The organism is Paenibacillus sp. GYB004, assembly GCF_036577605.1.
GTDB classification, from domain to species: Bacteria; Bacillota; Bacilli; order Paenibacillales; family NBRC-103111; genus Paenibacillus_AB; species Paenibacillus_AB oceani.
On sequence record NZ_JARBDB010000065.1, the window covers coordinates 92,900 to 106,399 of the forward strand.

Here is a 13,500-nt window from a genome sequence, read left to right on the forward strand (position 1 = left end):
GATTATAGATGAGGCAGCCGGACGACGAAGGTGGTGCCTTCGCCCGGCCGGCTATGCGCTTCGATCGCGCCGCCGTGAAGCTGCACGATTTTCAAGGCGATGGACAACCCGAGCCCGCTGCCGGAGCGGGTCCGGTTCCGCGCTTTGTCGGCTTTGTAGAACCGTTCGAAAATGTGACCCAGCTCCGCTTCCGGGATGCCGATGCCCTGGTCGCTGACCGTAACGGCAATCTCCGTGCCCACGGTTACCTTGATGCGGATCGTCTGGCCGGGATCGGAAAATTTGATGCCGTTCGTAAGCAGATAAGACAAACCTGATTGAGCAGTTGCCGGTCAGCCGTAATCATCATTTCGGGAGCGTCCAGCTCGACGAGCACTTCTTTCTCGTGACGCTGCCATTCCGTCTGCAGGACGACTTGCCGGAGCTGCTCGTCGAGCCGGTAGGCCGATTTTTTTATGATATCCGCTTCCTTGTCGAGCGAAGCGAGCGTGAGCAGCTGTTTGCCGAGCGATGACAGCCGCCTGCTTTCCTCCTCGATAATTTCCAGATAACGGTCACGCTCCTCGGAGGTGAGAGGTTCGTTGCGCACCGCTTGGGCGAATCCTTGTATCGAGGTGAGCGGCGACTGGATCTCGTGCGAGACGCTGGATACGAACTCCTGCCGCATATCGTCCAGCTTTTGCAGCGTCTTGGCCATACTGGAAAAGTGGCGGGCCAGATTGCCGATCTCGTCCCGTCTCAACACGTCGAGCTCCATATCGTACTGGCCTTGCACAATAGCGGTCGTAGCTTCGGTCAGTTTCTCGACCGGTTTGACGATATATCGGGAAAAGACGAAGATGAACAGCAGGCTGAGCAGAAAAGTACCGGCCAGCAGCAGTCCGGCGAGCGTCCGGACCTCTCCGAATTGCAGCTCCATATTGGGACGCACGAATAAAGCATACGTTTGACCATACGTCTGAAACGGGATTCCTACGCTGTGCCGGATTGTATTCTCGAACAAACCTGTCACGAACTTGCTCGTGGGGATATACGTTTCCCCGGACTGAACGCGGCGGACGACGGAAGGATCGATATCGCTGCGCTTGAAGGGAGCGCCGTAAAACGTCCCTTTCATCCCCTCGTCTACGGCGTACAGCTGGAACCCCATGCTGGCGATCCCGGAAAAATAGGCGTGCAGGTCGATCGGGCCCGATTGGCCGTACAGCGAACGGATCTCTTTGGCGATGTTGGCGATTTTTTGCTCGTTATAGGACTTCAGGCTTTGCTGATAATACAGATTGACGCCGAACAACGCTACGACACCGCTAAACAGAGCAATTAGGACAAAGGTGACTACGATTCGCGAGTATAACGATTTCATTCGTCCTGTACCTCGAGTTTATAACCGAGCCCGCGCACTGTCGTAATCGTAAAATCGTCCGTCCGGCCGTGAAACCGCTCCCTCAGCCGTTTGATATGAACGTCGATCGTCCGGCTGTCCCCGTCGAAATCCGCCCCCCAGATCGCATCCAGCAGCTGCTCGCGGGTGAAGGTCATATTCGGAAAGGCGGCGAGCTGGGCGAGCAGTTCGAACTCCTTGAGAGGCAAAGCGACGGCTTCCCCTCCGACACGCACCTCGTAGCTGGTCCGGTCGATCACGGTATCGCGCATGCGAATCCGCTTCGAAGATACGGTCTGGTAACGCCTCAGCAGCGCTTTTATGCGAAACAACAGCTCTTTGGGCTCGAAAGGTTTGACGAGATAATCGTCGGTTCCGGCCCGAAAGGCAACTTCCTTGTCGTTAATTTCCCCTTTGGCCGTCAGCATGATGATCGGAATGTTGGCGTATTCGCGGATATGGCGGCACAGCTCCCAGCCGTCCATCACCGGCATCATCACGTCGACGACAGCCAGCTGAACGTGCTCGAACTCCAGAATGCGAAGCGCTTCGGCGCCGTCCGCCGCCTCCAATACCGTATAAAGCTCCTTGCGCAAATAAAAACGCAGCAGCTCGCGAATGTGCGGATCGTCGTCCGCGATCAAGATCGTCGTCTTCACTAGAAGTCCATTCCTTCCGGTTATTTTACGCTACTCCCATTATAACCCCAACCCGGAAGCTGCCGCAAAAATCGCGGGCTCCCAAGTCCTTACATTCAGTAGTAGGGACATGCTGTGTTATAATGTAACCGCAATCATTCACAAGGGGGGCTTCCGGTGAAACGGTCCGTCTACATTCGTTTACTGCTGCACTTAACGGTTGCGGTCGTTCTGATCACCTGTCTGATTGGGGCGCTCGTCTACCGGTATACGACGGCCATGCTGAAGGAGGAAATTATCGGAGCCAACGGCGAGCTGCTGCTGCAAACGAGTAAAATCGTCGACCAGTCGCTTAGCGAGGTACAGCAGATCGCCACATCGCTGGCGCTTAATCCGGACGTCGTGAAATCGGTCTGGCTGCCGTGGAACCTGGAGGAAGAGTACCGGTTTCTGAAAAGCGCCAGCGACTTGTTTGCAACCCGGATCAATTCATCCAACTATATGCATTCGATTTATTTATACAGCTCGGTTAACGGGAAGCTGATCTCCAGCTCGGGGATTACCGACAGGGTCGATTTCTCCTACCGACCGGTTCTGGAAAGGTTTATCGACCGGCCGGGCACTTGGGCGTGGGAAGCGGCCAGCGTAACCGGAGCTTCGGGAGAGCACGAGAACGTGATCAGCTTCCTGCTCAGCGTGCCGCTGAATCAATCGGAGAAAAAAGGTGTGCTGCTCATCAACCTGAAGGAGGATGTGCTGTACAACGCGGTCGTGAATACGAATAACCGCAAGCTCGGCAACGTGGCGATTCTGAACGAGGAAGGAAAGGTGCTGTCGTACAAAGACAAAAGCATGATTCTCGAGCCGTTCGGCCAGGCGGACCTCGATCAGATCCGTGATGCGAAAGAAGGATATTTCATCGAACAGATCGGCGGGGAGAAGATGTTCGTCTCGTTTATGCGAAATCCTTCGAACGGCTGGATCTATATCACGCTTAACCCGTACGGCGAGTTGTTCAAGCGCTCCCACGAAGTCATTCGCATCGCGCTGCTGATCAGTCTGATCGGACTGGCCGCCGGCGTTTTGCTGATGGTATACGTGTCGAGACGCCATTACAAACCGGTGCGCAACATGGTGCAGTCGCTGCTTGCTTATATGGAGAAGCCGCTTCCGAAAGCGAAATACGGCGACGAATTCGGATTTATCCGCGACTCGATCGACCGGCTGCAGCACGAGAACGATGAATTCAAGACGAAATTTCGCGGACAGGAGCTTGTGGTGCGCGATCATCTGCTGCTTAATCTGCTGTCGGGCAACGTAACGGACAGCGACGGGATGAACGGGCAGATGGATTATTACCGTCTCGATCTGGAGCCTAACGGATTTATTGTGATGGTAATGCGGGTTCATATGCCCGATCCGATATTGACCGCTTCCGACGAGCAGGTGCGCAACATGATCCATTTCCATATCCGCGCCGTATGCGAGGAAGCGCTCGGCCATTACGGCAAAGGCGCTTATGTCAGCCGGTTTCATAAACACGACGTGCTGATCCTGAACACGTCCGGCACGGATTCGCAGGAGACGGCGATCGAGAACGTGAAAGAGCTCGCGCTCCGGATCAAAAACGAAGTCGCGGAACAGCTCGAAGGCATATCCGTTACGTTCGGGATCGGAGGCCGGTACGAGCAACTCTCGGAAATCGCGCTCTCTTATAACGAGGCGAACGAAGCGCTGCTGCAGGAGAGAATCGCGGGGATCGGGAGCATCTTGTCGATTCACGATATGCAGGTGAACCGGGCGAGCCGGAACCGGTTTATCGCTTACCGGCAGACGGTGGACAAGCTGATCGGCGATCTCAAGTCGGGCCGGACCGATCAGGCGGCCGAAGCGAAGGACGAGATGATCCGCCAGTTGGAGCAGGACGGCCAGTCCGGCTTCTCCTCCAAAAGCATGATCCTGTCCTATCTCGTCAACGCTCTGGTCGCCGTCCGCATAGAGCTGGCGGGAAGTGAGGAGCCGTTCGAGCAGGAGGACCGGTGGCACCGGGAATTCGCCAAGCTGCAGACGCTGGAGCAGATCCGGCTCTGGCTCGACGGCGTCCTGGATGCGATCGACGGCGAGCTTGAGCATAAGCGCGGCAACAAAAACGCGGAAGTGATCAACAAGCTGGCCGCTTATATCCAGGAGCATTACCGGGAGCCGCTGGGACTGCAGATGCTGGCCGATATGGTGTATATGAACAGCCAATATTTATCGAAGCTGTTCAAGGAAGTGACCGGCTCGACGTTTATCGATTATTTGGCGGAGATCCGCTACCGCGAAGCTTGCCGCATGCTCAAGGAATCGAACCGGAACATTATCGAGATCGCCGAAGCGACCGGTTTCGGGCAAAAGCAAAATCTCATCCGCGCGTTTAAGAAATGGAGCGGCTTAACCCCTACGGAATACCGGAATCGCGAGGTTTTAGGCCGTTTGAACAGCCCCGGACACACCGATTGATACCAATCCGAAAAAAAGATACCTGCCCCAAAAAGCCGGATTCCGACCGGATGTAACCGTTCACAACAATTGAATCTTGAGCGCGTTTCCCCCGCTCCCTTATGCTGAAAGTGCTTACACGAGCCACACCAACCAAGCAAAAGGAAAGGGGGATTTTTGTTTATGGCGTATGTTCCGGCAACTACAAACGGGACGAAGCGACAGGTCGGAAGCCGGGCGCTGTGGAAGCGAATCGTATCCAACCGTTATATGTACCTGATGCTTTTGCCCGCGGTTGTGTATTACGGAATCTTTCATTATTACCCGATGTATGGAGCGCTAATAGCATTTAAGCAATTCAGCATTACGAAAGGAATACTCGGAAGCCCTTGGGTAGGCTTTCAGCATTTCGAGGCGTTGTTCGCGCTGGACAAGTTTTGGCAGGTGTTCTGGAATACGATCGTCATCAGCTTGTACCGGCTTACGTTCGGATTCCCGCTGCCGCTGTTCGTTGCCGTCTTGATGAATGAAGTGAGAAAAATAGCGTTCAAGCGGACGGTACAGACGGTTATTTATTTGCCTCATTTTATTTCATGGGTCATTCTCGGCGGATTGATGATCAATCTGCTGTCCGTTGACTCGGGTGTCGTCAACAATGCGATCCGCTCGTTCGGGGGAGAGCCTGTCGGATTTCTGACCGACGATACCTACTTCCGGAGCACGCTCGTCTGGTCGATGATCTGGAAAGAATTCGGATGGAACACGATCATTTATATGGCAGCGCTTGCAGGAGTCAATCCGCAGCTGTACGAAGCCGCTCTGATGGACGGAGCGAACCGGTGGCAGCGCATCTGGCACATTACCTTGCCTTGCATCCGCAGCACGATCGTCATCCTGCTCATTTTGCGGATCGGACATTTGATGGAAGCCGGCTTCGAGCAGATTTTCGTCCTGTATCACCCCGGGGTATATCAATCTTCGGATATTATCGACACGTACGTATACCGGATCGGCTTAACGGAAGGACGATTCAGTCTGGCGGCCGCAGTCGGCCTGTTCAAGTCGGCGATCAACTTTGTATTGCTCGTGGTAGCGAACCGGCTGGCCCGGATGATGGGCGAACAGGGGATATACTAACGGAGGGAGGAGGAATGGAACATGGTTCGCGGCAACTTGGGCAGCAAACTATTCGATGCGGCCAACACGATCTTTTTGACTCTGTTAGCGCTGATCACGTTATACCCGTTCTGGGATTCGCTGATCGTCTCGATTACGCCGATTCAGGAGAGCTTGTCATCCAGCCTGCATTTGTACCCGAAATCCGTTACGTTCGAGTCGTATACGTATTTGCTCGGGCTGAAGCAGCTGTGGCTGTCTTATCGGGTAAGCATCATCATCACGGTAGCCGGAACGGCGATCAGCATGGCGGCTACCACGCTCGCGGCTTATGCGCTTTCGAAGAAGTCGCTGCCGGGCGGCAGGTACATTATGTTCGCCATCGTTTTTACGATGATGTTCAGCGGCGGAATTATTCCGACCTATCTGGCGGTGAAGCAGGTAGGAATGCTGAATTCGATGTGGGCGATGATGATTCCGGTCGCCATCCAGACTTATAATCTCATTATTATGCGCAGCTTCTTCGCATCCGTTCCGGAAAGCCTGGAGGAGTCCGCGAGAATCGACGGCTGCAGCGACTTCGGGATTTTGCTGCGAATCGTTATCCCGCTGTCGATGCCGGCCATCGCCACGGTGTCGCTATTTTACGCCGTATCGAAATGGAACGAGTTTTTTACGGCGATTATGTACGTAACAGACAAAGATATTTGGCCTTTGCAGCTGTTTCTGCGGTCGATGCTGATCGACAACGAAGCGTCCTTCCAGTCCGGAGGGGACAGCCCGTTTCTGCTCGGCCCGTCGATCAAGATGGCGACTATCATGATCTCGGCCATTCCGGTCATGCTGATTTATCCGTTTTTCCAGCGTTATTTCGTGCAGGGCGTTACGTTAGGTGCAGTCAAGGAATAATTGGACAATTCAAACAAGGGGGATTATTCTATGGGTAACAAGAAAAAATGGCTTGCTTTGCCGCTTAGCGCGGCGCTGGCGGTTACGGCTGCCGGCTGCGGCGCTGACAAAGAATCGGCGTCCGGGACGGACAACGGGTCGGCACCGGTCAAGATCGTATTCCTGACGCCCGGCGATACGGCCGCCAAAGCGATTCAACCGGGAGACCGGATTATCGCGGAGATCAACAAGCGGCTCGGCATCGATCTTGAAGTGAAGGTCGTTCCGGAAAGCGGCTTCGAGAAAATTAATGTCGCGATGGCTACGGGAGACTTGCCCGATATCGTCACGATCAATTACCCGTCGGCGTCGCTGAGCCAGTGGATTGCCGAAGGGATGCTCGTTCCCCTGAACCAATACTTGCCGCAGCTGCCGACCATCAAGGCCAAGCTGGAGAAAGATTTGGCCTGGACGGCAGTGAACGGTAACTACTACGGCTATCCGTTTATCGAGACCGAGCGGACGAATACGACACTGACGTACCGGGCCGACTGGCTGGAGACGCTCGGGCTGAAGCCGCCGCAGACGCTCGATGAGCTGTATCAGGCGATGAAAGCGATCACACAAAACGATCCGGACAAAAACGGCAAAGCCGACACGTACGGGCTTACGGCCAACAAAAGCACCGGGTTTAACACCTCGTTTAATTTCATCCTGTATGCGTACGGGCTTCCGCACGGCGACTGGGTGACGGACAGCTCGGGCAAGGTCGTTCCGATCTTCGAGCATCCGGCGTTTAAGCAAGGTGTGGAGTATATCCGGAAATTGTGGAATGAAAAGCTGATTGATCCCGAGTTTTTGCTGAACGATACCCAGCAGCGGGAACAGAAGTTTTACCAGGGCAAGGTCGGATTTATGCCGGCGCCGCTGTTCCGGCACGTGAACCGGCTGGAGTCGAGCCTGCAAAAGGTCAATCCGCAGGGCAAGCTGGGCTACATGCAATCGCCGGCCGGTCCGGACGGCAAGCGGGGCATGATCAGCACTCCGAAAAACGGATTGTTCACGGCCGTTACGAAGCAGGCGAAAAATCCGGAAAAAGCGGCGAAGTTTATCGAGTTTATGCTGTCCAAGGAAGGGCGCGACCTGCTGCAGCTCGGCCTCGAGGGCGTGCATTATACGAAGCAGGGAGACACGATTACCTACAACGAGGAAGAACGGACGAAGGACGGATTTTCTCCGAGCGGCTGGTCGCATCCGCTGGCATGGGGCAGCGTCGTATGGCCGCTGACGGTCAACTATTTGCCGCAGACCGAGCCGCAGGCCGATCGCGCGAAGCAGTCGGTGGAAGTTGCCTCCAAAGGAATCGTTCCGAACCTCGTCAACGTTACGACGCCGGAGGAAGTGGAGATGGGCGGCGTGCTGGGCGAGCTGTTCAACCAGTATTATCTGGAGATGATTACCGGCAAACGGGAAGTCGACGCCGGGATCGCCGAGTTGTCCAAAAAGTGGCGCGACCAAGGCGGAGCCAAGGTGCTTGACGCGGTCAATAAAGCGTATCAGGCGCAAAAAAAATGATTGCAGTTCGAGAGGAGCGTCGGCACGATGGGTTCCAACCCGCGACAACGACCCAACATCGTATTTATTTTGAGCGACGATCAGGGCCCCTGGGCTCTCGGATGCGCGGGTAACGGCGAGATCCGCACGCCCCATCTGGATCGTCTGGCTGCAGAAGGAACCCGGTTCTCGAGTTTCTTCTGCACCTCGCCGGTCTGTTCCCCGGCCCGGGCCTCCCTGCTGACAGGGCGCATCCCTTCGCAGCATGGCGTGCACGACTGGATACGCGGCGGCAATGTAGGGGAGCGGCCGATCGAATATTTGGCAGGGCAAACGGCCTATACGGAATTGCTGGCGGCGGATGGATATACTTGCGGATTAAGCGGAAAGTGGCATCTCGGCGACAGCCGCACGCCGCAAAAAGGGTTTACACACTGGTACGTGCATCAGACCGGAGGCAGCGCTTATTACAACGCGCCGATGATCCGCGACGGCGAGCTGATCCGGGAGCCGGGCTATTTAACCGATGTCATTACCGACGACGCGCTGACCTTTTTGGACGCGCAGCGGGACGGCGGACCGTTTTACTTAAGCGTGCATTATACGGCCCCGCACAGCCCGTGGATCGACAATCATCCCCGGGAATATGTGGAGATGTACGACGATTGCGCGTTCGACAGCTGCCCGCAGGAGCCCAAGCATCCGTGGTCGATCCGGACGGCTCCGTGGTCGGACAACCAGCAGGAAAATCTGAAAGGGTATTTCGCCGCCGTGACGGCCATGGACGCGAATATCGGCCGGATTCTCGACAAGCTGGAGGAGATGGGCGTTCGCGGCGATACGCTCGTCTGCTTTATGAGCGACAACGGCTTTAATTGCGGGCATCATGGCATATGGGGCAAAGGAAACGGCACGTTCCCGTTTAACATGTTCGACAATTCGGTCAAGGTACCCGCCATCTTCAGCCAGCCGGGACGCATCCCGCAAGGCCGCGTCTGCGACGAGCTGGTCAGCGGCTACGACTTCATGCCGACGCTGCTCGAATATGTAGGCGGGTTCACGCATCCGGAAGCGGAGAAGCTGCCGGGCCGCAGCTTCTTGCCGGAGCTGCTGGGCGAGGAGAGCGGCGGCGGCCGGGACGATATCGTCATCTACGACGAGTACGGTCCGGTCCGGATGGTGCGCACGCGCGAATGGAAGTACGTTCACCGTTATCCGTACGGTCCGCATGAGCTGTATCATATTGCGGCCGACCCGGAGGAGCGTACCAATTTGATTGACGTGCCGGAAGCAGAGGAACATCGCAGGGCGATGCTGGATCGTCTCAACCGCTGGTTCGTCACCTATGCGGACCCGCGCCGCGACGGCTCGCGCGAGGCGGTTACCGGCTTCGGGCAGCTGGAACTGGCCGGACCGGACGGACAAGGCAGGAAGACTTATCAGGAGGAAGGCTGAGCGGTTCGCTTACCGGAATCGGAATCATTCATCCAGAGCTGTTCCGGCAGATCGTATGGATCTGCGGACAGCTCTTTTTGCGTTTGCAGGATAATTCTTTTTCGACATTTTCTGCGGTTGCTTTAGTCCGAATAGAAGGAAGGCAGGCTCTTCCCAAGTAGGCGGACAGGGAGTATAGTGGGGGCAGAGGAGGCGTTGTTGATGATCAAACGAAAAATGGGCCGGATCGGCTTCGACAGCTCCGTGCTGCTGTTCGGCGGCGCGAAGCTGGGTCAGGTTACACAGCTGGAGGCGGACCGCTCTATCGCTTATGCGCTCGAACACGGCGTCAATCATATCGATACGGCGGCAAGCTACGGCGATTCCGAGCTTCGGCTCGGACCTTGGATGGCGCAAATCCGCGACCGCATCTTTCTGGCAACAAAAACGACGCAGCGCGGTAAAAAGGAAGCTGGAGAAGAGATCCGTCGATCACTGGAACGTCTGCAGACGGATCGGCTCGACCTGCTGCAGTTGCATGCGGTAGGCACGCCGGACGAGCTGGAGCTGTGCCTGCGCGAGGGCGGTGCGCTGGAAGCCGCACTGGAGGCCAAAGCGGACGGGCTGGTGCGCCATATCGGGATTACGGGCCACGGGCACCAGGCGCCGGCCGTCCATCTTGAGGCGCTGCGCCGGTTTCCGTTTGAAACCGTGCTTACTCCGTTTAATTATTATTTGTACTCGCTGCCGAAGTACCGGGAGTCGTTCGACGCTCTGGCCGCTGAAGCGGCAAAGCAGGACGTCTCGCTGCGCGTCATCAAGGCGGTCGCCAAAGGGCCTTGGGCACACGGGCAGGAGCGCAGCTTCGCAACGTGGTACGAGCCGTTCGCGAGCCGGGATACGATCGATGCTTGCGTTCATTACGTGCTGGCGCAGCCTGGAATCGGCGGTTTTGCCAGCGCGGGCGATATCGAGCTGTTTCCTCTAATCGTAGACGCGGTCGAAAGGTACGGAACGCTCAGCGCTGCGGAAGTCATGGAAAGGCTGGCGGCCGTTGCCGGCTACAGCAGCCCGTTTGGAGACGCAGACTCCGGAGTATAGAGGAAAATTGGCTGTTGAACACGGGATTGTTCACAGGATCATGTAACGGAACGCCAGTTTATTACGTCAATGATACGATAGACGACGACAACAACGATGCGACAAAGGAGAGAAGCGGATTGAAAAAAACGAAACTGTTTGTGCTCGCTGTTTGTACGATGATCGTACTGGGCGGCTGCGGAAGCAAGCCCCAGGAGACCTCGGGTAATGCGGCGGTGCAGGAGCAGAAGCCGAATACGAATACGAACCAAACGCCGGAGCCGCCGAAGCCGGACGCGTCGAAGCCTGATGCCGCCAAGCCGGAAACGTCCGAGCCCAAGACCCCGGCTGTCGACCTGGAGCTTGTGAAGACGAAGCTGAAAGATCCGATGACTAAGGAGCAGGTGACGAAGCTGCTAGGCGATCGATACACGAAAGTTACGAGCGCCTTGGACGATGCCGAGGTATGGAGATACGATATCGAGCCGAAGACGGGATACAAGTTCGATGCCAAGGAAGATATGCCGGATCTCGCCGGGATCAAAAACAAAAACGTAAAGGCCCAGCTGTTCGTGTCCTGGGACCCGGGGACGAAAAAGACGGCGTATTCCGCCTATGTCTACTACGACGAGCAAAAGAAAAAGATTTTAAGCTACTACGCCGGCGGCGAGCTGAACGGCAAAGTGGATGAAATCCAGTAACTGCGACTGGTGGAGGCTCCGCCTTCATTCCTGCAGGCGAGCTGAATCTATAGGACAGGCACATGTACCCGCAGCCGTTTGGCTGCGGGTTTTCGCATGCCTGCAGCTTCGCTGCGCTTCTCCGGTCGACAACGATCCTGCCTCCGCTTCATGACGCGATCCTGTTATCATTCATCTATCAGTAGGTGAATTGCCGGGAGGGTTGCTACAATGGGGAGGAAACGGGGATCTTTCGAACTTGGGAGGAGAGTATAACCATGCTGCCATCAACTGTCGAACTTACGATAAACAAACTAACCCGCGCGCTTCAGCTCCGCGTGCCGGGATTGGTTCAATCGGTTTACTTATACGGCTCTGTCGCGCTGGACGCTTATGTGGAGGGAACGAGCGACATCGATTTCGTCGCCATCGTCACGAAGCCGCTGACGGCCGAATTGCAGCAGGGCATCGCGGAAGCCCACCGGGACGTGGAATTCGAGCTTCCGAAAACCGATCTCATGGGGGCGTACCTGCAGCAGGAACAGCTGGGGCTTCCGGCACCGGCCATCCGTCCGCTTACCGTGTATTACGAGAAGGCGCTGCATACGGACGGACACGGGGCCGATCTGAATCCGGTCACCTGGTACACGCTGAAGCATTACGGTCTCTGCGTATACGGTCCTGCCGTCGCCTTGGAATACGACGCTTCGATCGGGCCGTTACTCCGCTATGTCTTCCGGAATATGAACGGTTACTGGCTGGGGTGGATGCGCCGGCTGGAGGAGCGCCTCGGCGACCCGAACTTGTCGTGCTGCGACAGTCTCGTCCAGGACATGATGGACGAGGCGGTCGAGTGGTGCGTGCTCGGCATGCTGCGCCAGTTGTACACGATCCGGGAGCATGGCATTACGAGCAAGCTGGGGGCGGGCGAATACGGGCTGCGAATCGTTCCGGCTCAGTGGCGGGGGCTGATCGTCGAGGCTGTGGCGATCAAGCGCCGCGAGCCTCTGCGCTTGTATGAATCTCAGCAGCAAAGGCTTCGCGAGCTGGTAGAGCTGCTCCGGTACGTGCATGCCGAGAGCAACCGCCTGTACGAGGAGCTCCCTGCGGAATAGGCCGGAAGCTAATCTCTCTTTATCAGAAGAGGGTGTGATTCCGGCAATTCGCCGACAAAATAAACGCCTGCCGCTTCATAAAAGTCTCCGGCTTGTGCCGTATATTGATCGAACACTTGCGGATACAGCTTCTGGATCTGCTCGTTCCGGTGCTCCAGCCAGACAACCGGATTGTTTCTCCGGCGTCCTTCCTGGCCGTAACGCAGCGTGGAGCCGATATCGTGAATCGTCATCGCCGCGACCGTATTCGATCTTCCGTCTTCGGCGTCCGGCCGGTGGAGGAACGCGTAGCTGACCGCCTGGTCGTCGTCCAGCAGATTCGTGCGGCTGCGGTCCGTCGCGGTGGCGTCATAGACGCGGCCGAGGCTGGTCACGAGCTTATAAGCAAACGAGCCTTCGATCGGAACCATCATGCCGTACCCGGAGCCGATCGATACCGGATACAGCCAGATGATCTTCGAACGCACGGTCACACCGCGGCGGTCGACCGTATGTGAACAGTCGATCTCCGCAATCGGGCGGGAACGGTCGTCCGGGTGAATGCCGATCATGCGCTGGACGAGACGTACCGATTGTACGGGGCGAAAGCCGGTCTGCCCGCTCCAATCCGTCACTTCCTTGTCGTCGATAAACAATTGCTGCGATACGGCGAATACGGTTCCCGTCCGGTTATGCTCGGGCAGCCATTGGTGCGGATGTCCGGAGCCGGCCGGCGAGACGCAGAGGGCATACTCCTTGTTGCTCCACGGCTTCAGCACGTCATAACGTTTGGCAGCGTCGATATGCGGCGCTCCGTCAGGCTGGCCGGAAGGCTTGACTACGAGCTCGGAGACGGCTCCGCCGCGAAACAGCATAAAGTCGTCGTGAAGATTTTTGCCGAAGTCGTAATGGGCGCATCTCGTTCCCTTGTACGGAACAAGCACCTCCAGCCGGCGGTCTCCGGTTATTTTGGCGTACAACGTTTCAGGGCAGTCGCTGTTGTCCCGGAGCAGCTGGACGAAATCCGTCTGCCGGCCGGATTCCGGCGATGCCTCGCTCGGCCCGTTCAAGGGCCCGCTCGATTCGTTCACGATATCGATCCATCCTTTCTGCAAGCGCACCTTTAACTATTCATCAAGTCCATCATATATGCG

General features: G+C 56.6%; 12 protein-coding genes. 8 read left to right on the plus strand and 4 right to left on the minus strand.

Features of this window, described 5'->3' with window-relative positions; genetic code table 11:
- Positions 1–2 precede the first annotated feature (2 nt).
- Genes PV433_RS29405 through PV433_RS29415 form a run of 3 tightly spaced genes read right to left on the minus strand, consistent with a single transcriptional unit; the run spans position 3 to position 2,040 of the window.
- The gene (locus PV433_RS29405) at positions 3–311 is read right to left on the minus strand and encodes a sensor histidine kinase (RefSeq protein ID WP_332075559.1); all 309 of its coding nucleotides are present in this window, start codon (positions 309–311) and stop codon (positions 3–5) included.
- Entirely contained in the window at positions 245–1,363 is a 1,119-nt protein-coding gene (locus PV433_RS29410; RefSeq protein ID WP_332075560.1) for a sensor histidine kinase, read from the minus strand. The genes PV433_RS29405 and PV433_RS29410 overlap by 67 nt, the downstream gene beginning before the upstream one ends.
- Positions 1,360–2,040 carry a response regulator transcription factor gene (locus PV433_RS29415; protein WP_332075561.1) on the minus strand — a complete coding sequence of 227 codons (681 nt, stop codon included), beginning with the start codon at positions 2,038–2,040 and terminating at the stop codon, positions 1,360–1,362. Before PV433_RS29415 ends, PV433_RS29410 begins: the two co-directional genes overlap by 4 nt.
- A 156-nt stretch (positions 2,041–2,196) precedes the next feature.
- On the opposite strand from PV433_RS29415, the gene PV433_RS29420 reads away from it, so the two are divergent.
- From PV433_RS29420 to PV433_RS29455, 8 genes are all read left to right on the plus strand, one after another.
- Positions 2,197–4,521 carry a helix-turn-helix domain-containing protein gene (locus tag PV433_RS29420; RefSeq protein WP_332075562.1) on the plus strand — a complete coding sequence of 775 codons (2,325 nt, stop codon included), beginning with the start codon at positions 2,197–2,199 and terminating at the stop codon, positions 4,519–4,521.
- A 162-nt stretch (positions 4,522–4,683) separates the two neighbouring features.
- Positions 4,684–5,637 carry an ABC transporter permease gene (locus PV433_RS29425; RefSeq protein ID WP_332075563.1) on the plus strand — a complete coding sequence of 318 codons (954 nt, stop codon included), beginning with the start codon at positions 4,684–4,686 and terminating at the stop codon, positions 5,635–5,637.
- Positions 5,638–5,658: 21 nt separating this feature from the next.
- On the plus strand, positions 5,659–6,525 hold the full coding sequence (locus tag PV433_RS29430) for a carbohydrate ABC transporter permease (RefSeq protein ID WP_190930005.1): 867 nt from the start codon (positions 5,659–5,661) through the stop codon (positions 6,523–6,525).
- 30 nt (positions 6,526–6,555) lie between these two features.
- Positions 6,556–8,079 carry an extracellular solute-binding protein gene (locus tag PV433_RS29435; RefSeq protein ID WP_332075564.1) on the plus strand — a complete coding sequence of 508 codons (1,524 nt, stop codon included), beginning with the start codon at positions 6,556–6,558 and terminating at the stop codon, positions 8,077–8,079.
- A 27-nt stretch (positions 8,080–8,106) separates the two neighbouring features.
- Positions 8,107–9,513, plus strand: a complete 1,407-nt coding sequence (locus tag PV433_RS29440; RefSeq protein WP_332075565.1) for a sulfatase-like hydrolase/transferase — start codon at positions 8,107–8,109, stop codon at positions 9,511–9,513.
- A 201-nt stretch (positions 9,514–9,714) separates the two neighbouring features.
- On the plus strand, positions 9,715–10,593 hold the full coding sequence (locus PV433_RS29445) for an aldo/keto reductase (protein ID WP_332075566.1): 879 nt from the start codon (positions 9,715–9,717) through the stop codon (positions 10,591–10,593).
- Between the two features lie 119 nt (positions 10,594–10,712).
- Positions 10,713–11,273 carry a hypothetical protein gene (locus tag PV433_RS29450; RefSeq protein WP_190930009.1) on the plus strand — a complete coding sequence of 187 codons (561 nt, stop codon included), beginning with the start codon at positions 10,713–10,715 and terminating at the stop codon, positions 11,271–11,273.
- A 257-nt stretch (positions 11,274–11,530) separates the two neighbouring features.
- The gene (locus PV433_RS29455) at positions 11,531–12,367 is read left to right on the plus strand and encodes a nucleotidyltransferase domain-containing protein (RefSeq protein ID WP_332075567.1); all 837 of its coding nucleotides are present in this window, start codon (positions 11,531–11,533) and stop codon (positions 12,365–12,367) included.
- An 8-nt stretch (positions 12,368–12,375) separates the two neighbouring features.
- Here the strand turns inward: PV433_RS29455 and PV433_RS29460 are convergent, their stop codons facing one another.
- Entirely contained in the window at positions 12,376–13,437 is a 1,062-nt protein-coding gene (locus PV433_RS29460; RefSeq protein WP_332075568.1) for a hypothetical protein, read from the minus strand.
- Positions 13,438–13,500: the final 63 nt, after the last annotated feature.